The organism is Enterocloster sp. (assembly GCF_057861365.1).
The window spans coordinates 221757-239196 of the sequence record NZ_DBMACH010000002.1 but is presented as its reverse complement, the minus strand read 5'-3'; the positions used below and the strand labels follow the sequence as shown (position 1 = coordinate 239196).

The 17440-nt window shown below is 45.4% G+C and carries 14 protein-coding genes and 1 pseudogene; all 15 read right to left on the bottom strand.

The window, feature by feature from the left end; genetic code table 11:
• Positions 1-4: 4 nt before the first annotated feature.
• Positions 5-967 (bottom strand): ABC transporter ATP-binding protein, encoded by a 963-nt coding sequence (locus ACZM6M_RS03910; protein WP_337933912.1) that lies wholly within the window; start codon positions 965-967, stop codon positions 5-7.
• Between the two features lie 206 nt (positions 968-1173).
• A complete protein-coding gene (locus ACZM6M_RS03905; protein WP_337933914.1) occupies positions 1174-2817 on the bottom strand; it encodes an ABC transporter substrate-binding protein in 1644 nt (547 codons plus the stop codon).
• Between the two features lie 33 nt (positions 2818-2850).
• Positions 2851-3717, bottom strand: coding sequence for an ABC transporter permease (locus ACZM6M_RS03900; protein ID WP_337933916.1), 867 nt, complete (start codon positions 3715-3717; stop codon positions 2851-2853).
• 15 nt (positions 3718-3732) lie between these two features.
• Positions 3733-4686 (bottom strand): ABC transporter permease, encoded by a 954-nt coding sequence (locus ACZM6M_RS03895; RefSeq protein ID WP_337933918.1) that lies wholly within the window; start codon positions 4684-4686, stop codon positions 3733-3735.
• A gap of 24 nt (positions 4687-4710) precedes the next feature.
• Positions 4711-5688, bottom strand: coding sequence for a uroporphyrinogen decarboxylase family protein (locus ACZM6M_RS03890; protein ID WP_337933920.1), 978 nt, complete (start codon positions 5686-5688; stop codon positions 4711-4713).
• Between the two features lie 222 nt (positions 5689-5910).
• Positions 5911-6558: a GntR family transcriptional regulator gene (locus tag ACZM6M_RS03885; RefSeq protein WP_337933922.1), complete on the bottom strand. Its 648-nt coding sequence runs from the start codon at positions 6556-6558 to the stop codon at positions 5911-5913.
• Between the two features lie 351 nt (positions 6559-6909).
• Positions 6910-8349 carry a hypothetical protein gene (locus ACZM6M_RS03880; protein ID WP_418494451.1) on the bottom strand — a complete coding sequence of 480 codons (1440 nt, stop codon included), beginning with the start codon at positions 8347-8349 and terminating at the stop codon, positions 6910-6912.
• 110 nt (positions 8350-8459) lie between these two features.
• Positions 8460-10469, bottom strand: a complete 2010-nt coding sequence (htpG, locus tag ACZM6M_RS03875; protein WP_317439835.1) for a molecular chaperone HtpG — start codon at positions 10467-10469, stop codon at positions 8460-8462.
• A 185-nt stretch (positions 10470-10654) separates the two neighbouring features.
• The gene (locus tag ACZM6M_RS03870) at positions 10655-11866 is read right to left on the bottom strand and encodes a sigma-70 family RNA polymerase sigma factor (RefSeq protein WP_066549208.1); all 1212 of its coding nucleotides are present in this window, start codon (positions 11864-11866) and stop codon (positions 10655-10657) included.
• Positions 11867-11925: 59 nt separating this feature from the next.
• Positions 11926-12432, bottom strand: a complete 507-nt coding sequence (locus ACZM6M_RS03865) for a DUF5721 family protein (protein ID WP_066549209.1) — start codon at positions 12430-12432, stop codon at positions 11926-11928.
• 191 nt (positions 12433-12623) lie between these two features.
• Positions 12624-13781, bottom strand: coding sequence for a class II fructose-bisphosphate aldolase (locus ACZM6M_RS03860; protein ID WP_340276988.1), 1158 nt, complete (start codon positions 13779-13781; stop codon positions 12624-12626).
• On the bottom strand, positions 13772-15223 hold the full coding sequence (locus ACZM6M_RS03855) for a lactate racemase domain-containing protein (RefSeq protein ID WP_418762043.1): 1452 nt from the start codon (positions 15221-15223) through the stop codon (positions 13772-13774). Before ACZM6M_RS03855 ends, ACZM6M_RS03860 begins: the two co-directional genes overlap by 10 nt.
• Positions 15224-15248: 25 nt before the next feature.
• Positions 15249-15521, bottom strand: a pseudogene (locus tag ACZM6M_RS03850) (triose-phosphate isomerase); the annotation flags it as partial.
• Positions 15440-16243, bottom strand: coding sequence for a triose-phosphate isomerase (locus ACZM6M_RS03845; protein ID WP_489489737.1), 804 nt, complete (start codon positions 16241-16243; stop codon positions 15440-15442). The gene ACZM6M_RS03845 and the pseudogene ACZM6M_RS03850, both read right to left, overlap by 82 nt.
• On the bottom strand, positions 16240-17433 hold the full coding sequence (locus tag ACZM6M_RS03840; RefSeq protein ID WP_418762045.1) for a diphosphate--fructose-6-phosphate 1-phosphotransferase: 1194 nt from the start codon (positions 17431-17433) through the stop codon (positions 16240-16242). Before ACZM6M_RS03840 ends, ACZM6M_RS03845 begins: the two co-directional genes overlap by 4 nt.
• Positions 17434-17440: the final 7 nt, after the last annotated feature.

Below are 17440 nucleotides of genomic sequence, written 5' to 3'. Positions count from 1 at the left end.
CTTTTCACTCATACAGGAAACATCTTACGCTTCTGCCGTCATGCTGATACATACCCGGACGCTCTGTTTTGCAGCGCTCTTTTGCCTGCTTGCAGCGATCACAGAAACGGCATCCCTTTGGCATTGTACTCAATGTTGGCACCGTTCCTTCGATTGTGTATAACCGGTCTATATCCTTGTCTTTTCTTGGTATAGATGCAAGAAGTCCTTTTGTATACGGATGAAGCGGATCCTTAAAAATCCCTTTGGAATCTCCATATTCAATCACCATTCCTGCATACATAACCATTATCTTATCTGCCATTTCTGCAACCACTCCCATATCATGGGTAATCAGCATAATGGAAACTCCTGTATTTTCCTTCATTTCCTTCATGAGTTCCATAATCTGTGCCTGTATGGTTACGTCTAATGCAGTCGTTGGCTCATCTGCAATAATGAGTGACGGATTCTGAGCCAGTGCCATTGCAATCATAACTCTTTGGCGCATACCACCGGAAAGCTGATGAGGATATTCGGAATAACGCTTTTCCGGAGAAGGAATACCAACCTTTTTCAGCATTTCAATACTCTTATCCTTGGCCTCAGACGCTTCACAACAATGGTGTACGGTAAACGCTTCATCCAGCTGCTTTCCAACTGTCTTTACAGGATTCAAGGATGTCATGGAATCCTGAAAAATCATTCCAATGCCCTTTCCTCTGATCTGTGCCATTTCCTTATCTGTAATTTGGGAAATATCTTTTCCCTGAAATAAGATTTCATCTGCCTTAATTTTACTTGTAGCTTTTGGCAGCAAACGCATAATCGACATGGAGGTTACGCTTTTTCCACAGCCGGATTCTCCTACAATTCCAAGTGTCTCACCCTGATCAATATGAAAGTTGACTTCCTCCACTGCCGGAACCCATTCTTTATTGATTTTAAAATATGTTTTCAGATTTTTAACTTCTAATAAAGGCTCCATACGTTCCTCCATTTCTACTCTTTTCTTTACCAACACATTGCGAGTATGCAGCAGTGCAGATGGGAATCATCCGGCTTACTCCAATCTGCACCACTGCACAAAACACAGCGGCGGAATTCTGCGGACATATAAATATGTATGTCCGCAGTTTCCGATACCTGACACAATCTATTTCTTATTCTGTTTCAAACAGATTTTCTCTGTTTTTATTCTACTGTCCAGTTCCAAACGTCTCTGTTCAGCTGTGAATAATCTTCTGTGTCATTTACATTTCCGATACGCTTGTTATGTGCAAACAGGTTGTTTTGAAAATACAAGAAACAAAATGGAACCTGCTCAACAAGAAGCTCCTGATACTTGTCATAGTATTCTTTTCTGTCTTCATAGCTGAATGCATGCTCACCTTCAGCTCCAGTATTATAAATACTCCAGTCAGTCAGCTGTGAGAAATTATTGATATGATCCGGCTTAAAGTTGATAACGCACTCAGAGGGGTCTGGTGATCCACCTGAACCAATCAAAGCAAGGTCTGTATTGCCTTCTCTTACATTTGTCAAATGAGTTGCAAAATCGGATGATACAATACTGGTCTTAATGCCAACTTCCTGTAGATTCTGTTGAATGATTGCACCAGCCTGTTCACGGATTGTATTTCCGGTGGGTACTGAGAATACAAGCTCATGAGAGCCATCCCATCCTGCTTCTGCAAGTAAAGCCTTTGCTCCTTCCGGATTATATCCAACGTTCACTACTTCATTGTAATATTTGTGGTTCACACCAAAGGGACCGTATGCGGCTTCCCCTTCTCCCTGCAGCAGACCGTCTACAATAGCATCTCTGTTGATTGCCATATTGATTGCCTGTCTTACCTCTGGAGTCAGATATTCCTTGGATGTATTGATCGCCATATACTGATAACCAACTGTCTCTATTGGAATACATACAAGATTCTCCTGCTGCTGTGCCATCTCCCAGTCAGAAAGCTGAAGTGAAGCAACATTTCCTGCCAGAATATCAATCTCATTATTCATAAGTCCGGAAAGCAGGTTTGGAGTTGTTACAACTCTTACAACAAAACGATCCCACTGAGGAGTCTTTAGATGGTAGTTCTTATTTGCTGTAAATTCCATACGTTCACCGCTGATTTGATTCTCATAAACACAAGGGCCAGAACCAATCGGTGCATCCCAGTAATTGCTTGTACGAATCTGATCAAGAGGCAGATCGCCAAGAAGATGCTCCGGAAGGATATAAATATCTCTGAACTTAATAAAGAACAGGAAATCTATATTGGTCGGCTCTGTACAGGTAAATTTCACAGTATGCTCATCAACTGCCTCTACTGCCAAGCTGTCATCACTCTCTTTAAATCCTGCAAACGGACTTACGTTATTCTGTCTTACTGCTGCAACCGTAGGTGAGCCATAAACCTTGCAGGTAAATACTACATCATCTGCAGTAACAGGTTCACCATCATGCCATTTTGCATTTTCGTTCAAATGAACCGTTAATACCATACTGTCTTCACTCATTTCCCATGAATCGGCCAGTCTTGGTTCATAGGTACCATCCTGCTTTAAATAAACAAGCTTATCAAAAATCAGGTCAAAAATTGCATCCGAATAGGAAGCCGTTGAGTCAAAGGGGATCATGGAATCCCATGGTGAAACCATTGCCATGGTAATAGTCTTTGTACCATCATTTGATTCCGTTTTCGTCTCTTCAGAAGACTTTTCCGTTATTTCTGCGGCAACCGACACCGTTGTCTCTGTCGTGTTGCTGCTACAGCCGGCAAGTGCTGATACAGCCAGCAACGCCGCCATTGTCATGCTGATCACTCGTTTTTTCATAAATCGTCTCTCCTTTTCATTTATTTGCATTCTTTAAACTTTCATTTTGGTATCAAGTGCATCACGAATACCGTCACCAATAAAATTGATGCTCAGTACAGTTAAAACCAGAAGGATTCCTGCCGGTACCCACATATACAGCTTGCTGGATAACACGCTGATCGACTGTGCATAGTACAAAATATTTCCCCATGAGGCTTCCGGAGGCTGTACGCCCAACCCAAGGAAGCTCAGTGATGACTCCGTAATGATTGCCTGTGCAGTACGGAAGGTAAAAGAAATGATAACCGGTGCCAAGGAATTCGGCAAAACGTAACGCAGCAGAATGGGTATATTTTTCGTACCAATCGCCTTTGCCGATTCTACATAATCTTTCTCTCGTATGGACAAAACACTTGCATAAATCAATCTTGCAAATTCCGTCCACCCAAGAAATCCGATTACCAACGTAACCGTTATAAGTGACTGCCCCAATACACTGGCTAAAACCAGAATCAGAATCATGCTTGGGAAAGACATGAATATGTCTGCACACCGCATAATGATTGTTTCTACCCATCCTCTGAAATATCCAGCGATCAATCCAAGAGGAACTCCTATCACAAGACTTACAATAGCAGAACAAATACCAACCATCAGGGATACCCGTCCTCCATAAATGAGACGCGCAAATAAGTCTCTTCCTACATCATCACATCCCAGAATATGCTCCGCGGACGGGGCTACTCCAAATGCTGCATAATCCATGGAATATGGATCTAATTCCATAAAAACTGGTAAAAATACCACACATAAAATTTCAATCAGTAATATGATTGCCCCAAGCATGGCGAGTCTATGTGCAAGGAACTTCTTTATCACGTCATGGAAATATGAACTCTTATTATTTTTTTTCTGCATTTTTCCACCACCTTATCAGGAGTACCGAATCTTAGGATCCAGCAGACCATAAATCAGATCCACAATAATATTTCCAATCAATACTGCCGCTGCAATAAATACAGTTATTCCCATAATAACCGGATAATCTCTTGAATTGATTGACAATACCATCAGGCTTCCAAGTCCTGGCCATGCAAAAATCTGCTCTGTAACAACAGCACCACCAACCAAAAACGGAATCATCATGCCGATTCTTGTCACTACTGGAATAAATGCGTTCTGCAGTCCGTGTTTTATCAGCACTTTTTTATCCAGTACACCTTTTGCACGGGCTGTCCGAATATAATCTTCTTGCAGCACATCTAACATCGCGCCTCTCATCTGACGAATCAGACCGCCAACCTGCTGAATAGATAAAACAACCATTGGCAGGAACAGATGATGCAGCAGCATTTCAATGCTTCTTGTTCCTGATGTATCATACATACCGCTGCTTGGGAATATTTTCAATACAACTGAAAACAGATATACAAATACCAATCCGGCAAAGAAATTGGGAATCGCTGCTCCAATAAATGAAAGCGCTGATGAAGTGTAATCCCATGCTGAATACGGTTTATAGGCAGACATGATACCCAATGGTATTGCAATTACAATTGAAAATGCCAATGAAGAAAATGTCAAAAGCAAAGTCGGTCCGATTCTCTCAGAAATATCTGCCCATACTGCATGTCCGGTTCGATAGGAAGTACCCAGATTTCCCTGCAGCAATTGTCCTAACCAATTCAAATATTGAATCCAGACAGGCTGATCCAGTCCAAGTTTATGTCGCATTGCTTCCATTTGTTCTGCTGTCGCATTTGGGTCTAAAAATATCATTTCAAGCGGTGAACCGGGTGCCATAGCTGACAGTGCATAGACCAGAATTGTAATGCCCAGAAAAGTCGGTATTGCGATCAATAATCTCTTTCCAATATATTTTAACATGAATGCCTCTTTTCTTTTTCTGTCTTATAAGTTTCTTGCCTCTTCTACTGCTGCACGCACAAGTTTTCTGTCCTGTTCAGTAGCAAGCGTACAATCTGCACCTAAAAGGAGCCCCTTTCTTCCAAATTCTGCAACAATTTTTCTTACCTCGGCGCGCACCGCTGCTTCATCTCCATCCACCAAAACACCGCTACGGTTTTCAAGTCCCCCTAAAACAGCCTTTCCCGGAAACTGTTTTCTGCCGTCCTCAAGAGACATAGGAGCTTCATATACACCCCAGTTTACAACGTCTGCAAGCACTGCATAGTCTGCATCATACCGTTTCATATTCAATCCGTTCTTGCACATATGCAGGAAGCAGTATCCTCCGGCATCTTTGACTGCCCTCATAATCTGAAGATCCAGCGGTTTTATCCAGCGTTCAAATTCTTCATCTGTAAACCATTTTGTCTCTGCACCAAGGCCTGCATAATAAACAGAATCAAGGCCTGCTTCTGTAATATATTTCTCTGCAAGTACACACATCCCATCTGCTATTTTCTGCATAGCTGACAGCATCTTTTTTTCATCCCAGCGAAGGAAATCCACCTGCATCTGCCTCACTTCACTATAGTTATATGTCTCACCCATTTTCTCCAGAGGATGGATTCCTGATGCACAAATACCATGCAGTGTTCCCATACTGAAAGCATCGTGATCTGCTCTGTCAAGAATCTTTTTTGTCATTTCCAGCTGGTCGGCAATGAAATCAGAGCTGCGGTCAATCACCGGAATTTTATCATAATAATCTTCCGGAGACTTGATCATGCCATAGCATGGAACAAGATGTTCATTCATCACCTTGATGATATCTGTATCTGTTTCTTCAAAAAATTTTAAATGTGCCTCAACCGCTGCATCTCCAACTGCTTCATGGGCCGGAAAATGTAATGAAAAACTAGACGGTACAGCATCTGCTTCTCTGCCTTCAATCACTGCAATTACACGTTCTTTTTTTGTCATAGTTGCATCCTCCATTGATGTGTTTTCTAATATTATTACTGGTATTATATCAAATATATTGATGCATTGCAATGGTGTTTTGTATATTTTTTATATTTTATATTCACATAGAGATATTATATAGTTATATTCGCCATAACTTTAAGCTATTTTACACAATAAAAAAACACGATAACAGCATAATGCTCAAATCGTGTTCTCATATATCTTTACTTTTTGCCATTATAAGCTCCAGGAATGCAGACTTAGAATTTCTTCCTTCACTGCCAATATATCTGTCTCAAGAGCCTGACAGGCACGTTCAATATCTCTGTTTACTAGAGCTGTTACAATATCTTTATGATTGCGTCCGTCTGACTCACACTTTTTACTCCACGCAGATTGAAAATACTGGGATACATATCGGGAACTCTGCTTAATAATCTGCATCAAAATATTATGACCATACACATTACCATTCAAGGAATACAGATAGCTGTGGAACTCATAATTACGCGACCAGTTTTTTGAAACAATTCTGTCCTGATCAAGTACATGCTTGCTTGCAATCTGATCTAAAATCTTAAGCTGTTTCTCATTTATTATTGGGTATGCCTTGCGTAGTCCACTTGTTTCTATGTCTGCGCGTAACTCCAAAATATCAATCACTTCTTTTAATGTAACTGGCATAACCTGATAACCCATGCGCGGAATGTTCTTTAAAATTCCATCCTTACACAACTCAATCAAAGCTTCTCTAACTGGAGATTTACTTACATTGTACTGTTCTATCAAACGGCTTTCTGTCAAGATATCATTCTGCTTGTATATTCCATTTGTCACATCATCATATATCCCCTGATACACTTTTTCCTTCAAATTTTCTTTCATCTTTCATCGACCCCTTATCATACTAATAATATTATCAGGCTGTTTTTCTCATTTGTCAACTGTAAAATACCTATTCCGACCATAAAAGACACCATTTTACGATAAATATATTATAAACCATTCCATTCCCAAACAGGACCAGTGTTATGACTTGCACGAGCCACCACTGATCCTGTCTCTCATTCACACGTTTATGATATTCCTGTTTACTTTATTCCCGATAATGCTTTAGCTAAGCGGAGCCCCCGAATGCTCCTACGATTACCATATAGTTTTCTATCTATTCATTGATATTGGAAGCATTCTTTTTACTTCTCATACCAAATCTCTTCTTTTTAAACCGATCCCTCCTTAACGCCCCGCAGCCCTGATACTCTGATATACCTGGTCTGCCTGGCTTTTCAGTTCCTCATAATAATCAAAGTGAAGGATCACAAACCTGCCCTCAATCTGGCGCACATACCAGTCCGAGTGATGGGAAGTACCGTCAGAAAACCGGGTGGAACTTAAGCATGAACGCCAGGTATGGCCTCCCAGCTCCACGGTTTCAAAACGATCCACCTGATACCCTCCTGTGCTTTCGTATTCCCTCAGCGCCTCCATATACCGGTCAAGTTCTGCTTCCGCATCTATAAAATCAAGTGTCACGCGATAACTTAATTCCGGATCATCCACATCTACATGTTCTCCGCCTACGAGAGCATATGTCCTGCTGCTTCCATCGCCCTTTAAAACCGTCGCCGCCTCAGGGAAGGTCAGCTCCAGGTCTGCCCATTCATTCCGGTAATGATTGCCCTCCAAGGTTCCCAGTGTAAATTCTGCAGCAGCCCGTTCACTCCCCTCTTTCATGTAACCGTCTGCGCCAAAGGTATACTCCACCCCGTCAATGCTCTTCGTTACAGAAGTAACCATATGACCGTACTCATCCACATATTTCCAGCCATCTGCTTCTTTAATCCAGCTGCTGTACAAGATCTTTCCTTCTCCGTCCAGACGATAGGTCAGTCCAAACTCATCCTGCTTCCAGCAGTCCTTTGCAAAGCTTCCGTCTGCAAGACGATACTTCCAGCCTCCGTCTTCGGAATACTCCCAGCCCTCGATCCCGCTGTAGGGCTGCAGACAATCAAGAAATGCGGCTGCCTCTGCTGCCTGGTCTGCAGAATACGTCTGGCAGATCACATAGATCCTGTCTCCTTCCTGGCGGATGTAGAAATCATTTACCAGCATCTTTTCCATCTGGCTGATGTAGTTCTGCACTGTCGCCTTCTGCCCCTCTGTGAGTTCTGCCGTATTCATATAATCCTTCATGGAGTCGGCCATGAGTTTTCCATAATTCACCTTCAGATATTCATATTCCTTTGTTCCCAGGGTAATCATACCGCTCTGGGTCATGGTCTCATCCAGACCGGACTGTATCATCTCTGCTTTTAAGGTTTCCACACTGAAGGGAATCCCCGTTCCATCATCTGCCGGCATCACAAATCCCATATTTACAATATAAGTCTTATCCGTCTCATTTACCATGGATGCAGCAAAATCAATCTGCATCTGATCCGATGTTTTCATCTGGGCTACCAGCTGCCTGGATATTTCCCAGCCGCCTCCCATGCGGTCTACCTGATAGGAAGCCGGAACCTGGGCCTGAAAACCACCCATACGGCTGGTAATGATCTGCCCATCAATGGTGCTGAGTCCCAAAGGCTCTGCAAATACCCCAAACGCACCAGAAAGTGAGAGCGCTGCTCCCAGGCAGACGCCCTGTATTGTCTTCAAAAAACGTTTTTTTATCAATGATCTTTCCTCCCGTTTTCTCCGTAAATCCAAAAAAGCCGATGCAGACCGCTGCACCGGCTTCCCCTGCAGAGCTTCTCACAGCCTCTGCCGTATTCTTATTTTACTCTTTATTCTGTCTTCTGTCCAGCCATAATCATCATAATCTCATTGCTGCGGCTGACAAACTTTGTCATTCGTTCAGGAGAAAGGGCTCCGTGGGAAAGACTTGCCAGATCGTAAAGCTGCTCACAGATGGCGGCAGTATGTTCTCCTTCTTTATTTTCAAGCACATACTTAACCAGAGGATGGTTGGCATTAAGCACCAGGGTTTCTCCCATTCCGCCGAACATGCCCATATCCATTCCGCCCATGTTGTACATCTTCATCATATCCTGCATTCTTCTTGTTTCTTCGGATACGGTGATCATGGATGCAATGCCTGCATTCTTCATCTTTTCAACCTTGATATCCAGCTTATCATTATTTAAAGCTTTCTTAAATACCTCGGTCAGCTCCTCAGAGGACTTCTTAAATTCCTCGTCATCCTCTTTTACTTCCTCCTTAAAGGAAGCGTTTAAGTCCGTATCAATACGCAGGAACTTCACGCCCTCTTTCTTCTGCTCCACATGGCTGATAAACGGATTGTCAATGGCAGCCGGCATGATAACAGCATCGATCCCTTCCTCCTTAAAGAGGTTGATATACTGGCTCTGCTCCTTTTCGTCGGTTACATAGAAAATGGTATTTTCATGCTTTTCCTTATTCTCATCCAGGCAGTCCTGTAAGGTCAGATACTTGCCCTCCAGGTTCTTATACAGGATATAGTCGCCCATCTTATCTGCAAACTTCTCATCCTTGATATAGCCGAACTTGATGAAGGGAGCAATATCATCCCAGTATTTCTCATAGGTCTCACGATCTGTCTTGCACATACCGGACAGCTTGTCCGCTACCTTCTTTGTAATATAATCGGAAATCTTCTTTACAAAGCCGTCGTTCTGCAGGGCGCTTCTGGATACGTTTAACGGAAGATCCGGACAGTCGATCACACCCTTTAACAGCATTAAGAACTCAGGGATTACTTCCTTGATATTATCTGCGATAAATACCTGGTTATTGTACAGCTTAATGGTTCCCTCGATGCTCTCGTACTCCATGTTGATCTTCGGGAAGTACAGAATACCCTTTAAGTTAAAGGGATAATCCATGTTCAGGTGGATCCAGAATAATGGCTCCTTGTAATCTCTGAATACCTTGCGGTAGAAATCCTTATACTGCTCCTCTGTACACTCGTTGGGATGCTTATTCCACAGAGGATTGGTGTCATTTAACGCTACAGGACGTCTTAAAATCTTATATTTTTCTCTGGACGGCTCGATCTCCACGGTTTCCTTGGTACCGTCCTCCTTTTCCTTCTCCTCGGTCTTTGCAGGCTCGATAACAGTCTCAACTACCGTATCCTTTTCGGTCAGTTCGTCCTTTTCGATGGTATCATACTGAGGCTCTGCAGTCTCATTCTCCAGGAAAATGCTTACAGGCATGAAAGCACAGTATTTCTCAATAACCTCTCTTGCACGGTACTCGTTGGAGAACTCGGTGCTGTCCTCGTTGAGGTATAAAACAATGGTCGTACCAACCTCTGCCTTTTCTCCCTCTGTCATCTCATAGTCAATGCCGCCTTCAGACTCCCAGTGCACCGGCTTTGCATCCTTCTGATAGGATAAGGAATCAATGGTAACCTTATCTGCCACCATAAATGCGGAATAAAAGCCCAGACCGAAATGTCCGATGATCTGGTCTTCATTTGCCTTGTCCTTGTACTTCTCCATGAAGTCCTGAACGCCGGAAAATGCGATCTGGTTAATATATTTGTCAATCTCTTCCTCCGTCATGCCAAGGCCATTATCCCTGATGGTAATGGTCTTTTCATTGGGGTTTACGCTGACCTGGATCTTATACTCCACATCCTCAGGCTTTTCGTACTCGCCCATCAGCTCCAGCTTTTTAAGCTTGGTGATCGCGTCGCAGCCATTGCTGATCAGCTCGCGGTAAAAGATATCGTGATCGGAATAAAGCCACTTTTTGATCACAGGGAAAATGTTCTCGCTTGTAATAGATAAACTGCCTTTCTTTGCCATAATATGCGCCTCTTTCTTTTGATTTTTCTTTTCTGAAACTCATATGGTCTGGGACTTCCAAAGTGGTTCTGGAAATATCCCTTTATTTTATCTGCTCATAAATTACATTGTAGTACCACTTTGGAGAAATGTCAACAAAAAATTAGCACTCATTCGAAATGAGTGCTAGCAAAATCCTTTAGCTTCTAGGGAAGAAAATCCCTTATTTTCCTGCTCCTGGACGGATTTCTCAGTTTTCTTAAAGCCGCCGTTTCAATCTGGCGGATACGTTCTCTGGTAACCTTAAACCGCTTTCCCACTTCCTCCAGTGTCATGGGATGGCCCGATTCCAGGCCAAAGCGCAGGATAATGACCTCCCGCTCTCTGGGGTTTAGACCCTGGAGCATCTGATCGATTTCTTCTCTTAAAAATACGCTCTCAGCCTTTTCCTCTGTGGATGCGTTAGCATCGTCTGCCACAAAATCTCCCAGATTGGAACCGTCCTCATCACCCACCGGCGTCTCTAAAGATACTGTGTCGCCGGAAGACTGCATCAGCTCTGTGACCCTCTTTTCCGACATTCCTATCTCTTTCCCGATCTCCTCATTGGAAGGTTCCCGGCCCAGCCGCACTGCCAGCATCCTCTGAGCCCTGCGCACCCGGTTTACAGCTTCTACCATGTGAACAGGAAGACGGATAGTTCTGGACTGATCCGCCAGCGCTCTTGTTACAGACTGTTTTACCCACCAGGTAGCGTAGGTGCTGAGACGGTAGCCCTTTGTATAATCAAACTTTTCCACCGCTTTCATCAGGCCGATATTTCCCTCCTGGACCAGATCCAGAAAGCTCATCCCGCGGCCTGTATAGCGCTTTGCAATGCTGACTACCAGCCTGAGATTGGCCTCTACCAGTTTCTGGCCTGCATGCAGGTCTCCTAAGGCCTTGCGTTTTGCCAATTCCTGCTCCTGCTCCTGGGTAAGAAGAGGAATGGAGCCGATTTCCTTTAAATATTCCCGGATCGGATCCGTACTGGCTACGCCCTCTAACAGCTGTTCGTGAGAATTTTCCTCATCTTCCTCATCATTGTCCGCAGATGGAGAAAAATCCTCATCATCTGTCTCGGAATCCTCCCTGTTCCAGCGGTATTTGCTGTTTATCAGTTCTGATACGGTATCCTCAGAATCATCCCCATCTTCTTCCAGAAGAAGTCCTTCATCCTCAGATGTATCCGTTCCCTCTTCTGCCAGAATCTGTACGCCCCGCTTTTCCAGTCTGGCATATACATCTTCCATTTCCTCCGGCGTTACTGCTTCATCTGCAAAGCAGTCTAACACCTGGGTCATCTCAAGACGTTTGTCATGAGCTGCTGCCAAAGCAGTCAGTTCATCCAGTTTCTTCATCAGCTTTGTCTTATCCATATTGCTCCCTTCCCTGTTTTAAGAGCTTGTCCCTCATATGCTTTCGATTTTTCGCTCTGCTAATTTACCCCTTCCTGTGTGCACGGAATCTGACGGGAACGGAAAAACTCCCTCACAGACTCATCCCACTGAACCTCCAGGGCCTTGTCCAGAGTAAAAAATTTAAGTGCGGTTCCCGTAATACAGTATAATTCCCCTTCTTCATACCGGATATTCAGATACAGTCCCTGGATCTGATCCCCGCTTATTCCGGTGCCGCTTTTCGAAGCAAAACGCTCTGTCTGTCCGGCCGGAAGCTGCAGTACGATCTTAAAGCTTTCAGGCAGCTTTTTTCCTTTGATAAGAGAAAAACAAAACGGGCGCAGCTGTCTCCAGGAAGAAAACTCCCCGATCCTTTGCTCCTCCCGCTCCTCTTCTGTATAATACCCGGATCTGATATGTCCATCCATGGTAAAACTATTGTATGTAACGATATTCACCTCCCGCACCCAGAAGGAATCAAAATCCTCCTTTATAAACAGTCGGGATGTAAAGGACTTTACGTCCTCGGCCTTTAATGCGATCATAAGTTCTCTCCTGTCCGGCCTATTGTGTCTAAATTTTCCAAATCTTATCTAATTATACCTTTTTAGCCGAAAAACGTCAATCAGTTTAAAGGAAGTGTCGCAAAAACCGCTTCTGTTCTCTCAGCTGTATAAAATACGGCAGAGAGAAATGCTTCTCTCTGCCGCAGCATCAGCTCTTTTAACCTGTACCTTTAAATTCCCGCTTTCCGATAGCGCTCTGCCATTTCTTCCAGAGATACCTGCTCCACAAGAGGCGCTTTTCCAAAGGAGCCAAACTCTACGATCAGAGTCCCCACAACCTCTTTCACACCCCGTTCGATACAGTCCACAATGGCTGCCCGATCCTCATCCTCTACAACACCGTACATCACTGTGTCCATAATAGGAGGAAGGAATACTCTTGGATCAAACTGATCCTTCTTTTTCTCCAGAAGTTCATAAATTCCTCCTACTGAGGGACTGGTGCGAAGCTTTGGCCGGGCTGCAAACAGCTCCTTCATATTGCGCGTCACAGCCAAACGGATATCCGTATCCACATTGATCTTATTAATGCCGCAGCGGATCGCTGCCTTTAACTGCTCAATGGAAATACCGTGGGTATCTGCAAGCTCCCCTCCTAGAGCGTTGATTTCATCTACAATGTATCCGGGAACGGTAGATGAGCCATGGGAAACAAGAGCCCCAAAAATCCCCAGATGGTTCATACACTCACGGATTGCCACCGGGATTTCCTTACGGAGCTTTACATTTTTCCCCTTTGAGGCTCCATGCATGGTTCCATAGGAAATCGCCAGTGCATCTACCCCTGTTTTCTGGAAAAATTCCACTGCGGACAATGGATTCGTATAGGTGGAGGAAGCTGCAAACACATGATCCTCCACACCGGCCAGAACTCCCAGCTCTCCTTCTACGCTGACACCTCTGGCATGAGCGTATTTTACGACCTCTCTGGTCAGCTCCACATTTTCATCAAAGGGAAGGGAGGAGCCGTCGATCATGACAGAGGTATAGCCTCCCTCTATGGCTGCCACGCAGGAGTCAAAGTCTCTGCCGTGATCCAGATGGAGCACCACAGGAATGGCTGCTGTCTGAGCATATTTTTTTACTGCGCCGGCAATATTTCTGGCTCCGATCTTCTTATCCTCCAGAGTAGCGTGGATAAAATCCGTATTTCCTCCCATAAAGCCATTTGCCAGATCCGCCCCCTGCAGGATAGCTGCAGAGCGGAACATTTCATGAACCTCTATGGCTGCCTTTGCCTGAGCAACCGCATTTACGTTAAATGCTCCCTGGCCGAAGCCGTATTTCATGGAAGCCTCCAAAAGAGGCCGCAGGGGAATTAAAGACATGGATCTCCCTCCTTCATCATCAGATGGACTGCTCCCAGCTTAAAGGTCTTTGGCAGAGCCAATATATTTGGGTTTGGTCCTACAAATTTTTTCTTTGCATCCTCCAGAGCCTCCTCAATGGTGGCTCTGGTCTTAAGACCCATTCCTCTGGCATAGCCGGGTTCCTGGGCACCGCATACATAAATTGCCGACGTATTCATTTCTGCAATATGGGCCGAACTCATCATGGAAAAGCCGTGGAACGGATGGAAGGCATTGCAGTAGCGGTACTTGCGGATATATTCCTCATTGGTGGCAAAATATTCGCCGTAGCGGTTTAAATCCGGCAGGATATTCATGTAATCCTTCTGGAACATATCGTAAAGCTCTCTCATATAGGGCCATCTCTCATCATGGAAATAGCCGTTGCAGATGGAAGCGCAGATAATCACGCAGTGATCGCTCATGACCCGTTTATGGCGCACTACCTGTGCGGAAATGGCCTGCATCATCATAACAGGATTGGTTCCCATGCCGTCGCCGTAATGGAACTTCTGTGGAAGGCCAAAAATCATTACATCATACTTCTTTTCAGCCCAGGGGATATAGGTCCGCTTGTCGGCCGTAATCCAGGAGTGTGGCTGCATCACCTTTGCATAGCCGCTGTTGATCTCAATCTGTCTGGAATACGTATCCAAAACCGCGTCGCAGCAGAAAAACTTCTTTCCCATGCATTTTTCCATGTGCTGGCCGATCTCATCAAACTTGGTCCGCATAAGGGAGTGGCCGTTTACCGGGGTAAAATCCTTCCGGTGCATAACCTGAGGCACATGATGGGATGCAATGGAACGCCAGTGGGTAATTCCTGTAGAACAGTGCTTATATCCTCCGGAATAGCCGCCGTAAGGATTTCCCTGGGTATGGCCGATAAGGATCGCCACATCACTGTCATACACATACTTATTCATAAGAACAGGGTCTCCCCGGTCTGTCATTCCCAGATCAACCATGTGTTCATAATCCTCGCTGTCATGGCTGATGATCTGGTGGGTATACCAGAATTCGTGGAACAACTCCTCCCCCAGGATATCGCGGATCTCCTTTTCCGTACTTCTGGGATGAAGGCCGTTGGAGCAGATCAGCAGGATATCCTTTTTTTCTACCCCCACAGAGTACAGTTCTTGAAGGATCAGCTTAATGGAAATCTTCCGGTGAGCCGTGGGCTGAAGCCCTCCCTTTACAATATCCGGGAAAATAATGACCACCTTGGAACCCTTGTGGGCTAACTCTGTTAAAGGCGGCATTCCCATAGGGTTGCGGATGGATTTTAAGGTTTCCTCTTCTAATTTATCTTCCGGAATACAGGGCGGATCCGGCACCGTCTCCCCTGGGATAAAAATGTCTGTAGAATCCGGCAGAACGGCATCTACCATGCCCTGCCCGTATTCAAATGATACTTTCATATAAAAACTCTCCTTCCCAAATGCTTTAAGCTTTTTCTGCTGTCAGGTACAGCTTTACGATTTCCAGATATTCCTCCGGATAAAATCCGATCTCACCTGAAAAACGGGTCAGCGCAATCAGTCCGCCATCCATATCCGGAACAGAGGCAAGCATAGCGGCATTGTCCTGCTTTAATCCGCCTCCGTAAACCACATCCATGTCCCCGGTAATCTCTTTTACAAATGCTCCGATCTTTTGGATATACTCCTTATCCGGCGGGATTTTTCCCGGCCCGATAGCCCATACGGGTTCATATGCGCAAGCATAGCGGCATTGTCCTGCTTTAATCCGCCTCCGTAAACCACATCCATGTCCCCGGTAATCTCTTTTACAAATGCTCCGATCTTTTGGATATACTCCTTATCCGGCGGGATTTTTCCCGGCCCGATAGCCCATACGGGTTCATATGCAATGGTTACGCAGCTCTTGTCCACATCCTTTAATCCCTCCTCCAGCTGCGTCCTTAAAACCTCCTGCCACCTGGTCTGCTCCTCTGAAGTTTCTCCGATGCAGTAAAGCACCTTCAGACCAGCCCGTACAGCCTCTCTGATTTCCTGATTTAATATTCCGTTTACAGCTGCCGGGTCTCCTCCTCCCGCTGCAAGGATCCCTGCCTTATCCTTTCGTTCCTCACAGTGGCCGATGAGCACATAACTGCATCCCAAAGCTCTGGCTGCATTAGCTGTGCGGCTGGTAGTAAAGGCTCCGAAGTTCCCCCCCACTGCCGTATCCTGGCGGAATACTCCCTGGCAGCCTACCTTTACCGGACTGCCTTCGCAGAGAGTCCCTGCCGCTGTGAGTATGTGGGCTTCGGGGAAAAACATGGCAAATTCCACATCCTCTGTTCCATACTCCATAAGCCCCTTCTGAGTCTGCTCCACAATATAGGAACCCCAGTCCTTCATGGCAGCAATAGCGTTTACGCCGCCATACTCCTTTGGAATATCAAAACGCTTCAGATTTAAAAAGATATGCTTCATTCTCTGTCCTCTCTTCTTTCCCTGTATATCTCCTGAAAATCAATATAGTCCGGTATTTCCTCTCCGGTAAGAGGGCGGCACCAGCTTACAAAGGCATCCGTCACATCATTTCCCCTGTTATTGATATAGGAAGCCGGAACAGTCCGTTCTGTAAGCATCACCTGTTCCACCGGAATACGGATGGGGCAGACCTCATATTTCTCCTGCTCCCTGCGCGCAAAGCCGATCATAATGCCTGTACAGCCCTCCATTGCAGCCTTTAAGGCTTCTCTTCCTGCAAGCACCGCCTCCTCACGGTCCACCGGGGACTGAAGGGAGATGGATGCTCTGCCGCAAAGCCCCGGCTTTTCGCTTCTGGCCTTAATTCCCAGCTTTTTGATCACCAGCTCTGCCAGATAAGCTCCCACGTCTCCGTAGTAGACGGAACGGCCTGTCTGGAAAATAGGAGGCACGACAGGCTTTCCGCTTTCATCCTTTAAGCCCTCGCTGGCGACCACAACCACACCGCCCAGCCTGTCATACAGCTCCTTCACATCTGCCAGAAATTCCTCTTCCCTGAAAGGACGCTCCGGAAGATAGATCAGGTGCGGCGCATCCCCGTGTTTTTTCCTCGCCAGAGCTGAGGCCGCTGTAATCCAGCCTGCATTGCGCCCCATGGCCTCTAAAATACACACATGAATGGGAAGAGATTTCACATCCGCCCCTATCTCAGCCGTTGTTCTGGCTATATACCGGGCCGCGCTGCCGTAGCCCGGAGTATGATCTGTAATGCCGATATCATTATCAATGGTCTTTGGGATTCCTGCCACCCGGATATCTGAGTCTGGATCTAAAACCCTCACCAGCTTTCCGCAGGCGTCCATCGTGCCGTTTCCCCCGTTAAAAAGCACATATCGGATATGGTGCTTACGGAAAATGGCCTCCATTGCCTTATAATCTTCCTCCTCCAGCGCATATCGGGAAGAGCCAATGGCAGTTCCCGGCGTGGCAAGGAGCTTTTTCAGCTCTTCTTCAGGAAACCGGGACAGATTTAAAAACCGTTCCTTTAAAATTCCCTCGCTTCCGCCGATGGCTCCGTAAACTGCGCCCACTGCGCCGCTTTCCCTTGCTTCAAGAAGTACGCCGTACAGCGATGCATTCAGCACTGCCGTAGGCCCTCCTCCATGAACAACCAGTACATTGTCCCTCATAAACCAA

What these genes read in the sequence shown, in the direction of transcription:
- ACZM6M_RS03870 (WP_066549208.1), bottom strand. Translation starts at nt 11,866, where the DNA reads ATGGATAAGACAAAGCTGATGAAGAAACTGGATGAACTGACTGCTTTG.
- ACZM6M_RS03890 (WP_337933920.1), bottom strand. Translation starts at nt 5,688, where the DNA reads ATGACAAAAAAAGAACGTGTAATTGCAGTGATTGAAGGCAGAGAAGCA.
- ACZM6M_RS03860 (WP_340276988.1), bottom strand. Translation starts at nt 13,781, where the DNA reads ATGTCTTTAATTCCCCTGCGGCCTCTTTTGGAGGCTTCCATGAAATAC.
- ACZM6M_RS03865 (WP_066549209.1), bottom strand. Translation starts at nt 12,432, where the DNA reads ATGATCGCATTAAAGGCCGAGGACGTAAAGTCCTTTACATCCCGACTG.
- ACZM6M_RS03900 (WP_337933916.1), bottom strand. Translation starts at nt 3,717, where the DNA reads ATGCAGAAAAAAAATAATAAGAGTTCATATTTCCATGACGTGATAAAG.
- ACZM6M_RS03840 (WP_418762045.1), bottom strand. Translation starts at nt 17,433, where the DNA reads ATGAGGGACAATGTACTGGTTGTTCATGGAGGAGGGCCTACGGCAGTG.
- ACZM6M_RS03885 (WP_337933922.1), bottom strand. Translation starts at nt 6,558, where the DNA reads ATGAAAGAAAATTTGAAGGAAAAAGTGTATCAGGGGATATATGATGAT.
- ACZM6M_RS03910 (WP_337933912.1), bottom strand. Translation starts at nt 967, where the DNA reads ATGGAGCCTTTATTAGAAGTTAAAAATCTGAAAACATATTTTAAAATC.
- ACZM6M_RS03905 (WP_337933914.1), bottom strand. Translation starts at nt 2,817, where the DNA reads ATGAAAAAACGAGTGATCAGCATGACAATGGCGGCGTTGCTGGCTGTA.
- ACZM6M_RS03845 (WP_489489737.1), bottom strand. Translation starts at nt 16,243, where the DNA reads ATGAAGCATATCTTTTTAAATCTGAAGCGTTTTGATATTCCAAAGGAG.
- htpG (WP_317439835.1), bottom strand. Translation starts at nt 10,469, where the DNA reads ATGGCAAAGAAAGGCAGTTTATCTATTACAAGCGAGAACATTTTCCCT.
- ACZM6M_RS03895 (WP_337933918.1), bottom strand. Translation starts at nt 4,686, where the DNA reads ATGTTAAAATATATTGGAAAGAGATTATTGATCGCAATACCGACTTTT.
- ACZM6M_RS03855 (WP_418762043.1), bottom strand. Translation starts at nt 15,223, where the DNA reads ATGAAAGTATCATTTGAATACGGGCAGGGCATGGTAGATGCCGTTCTG.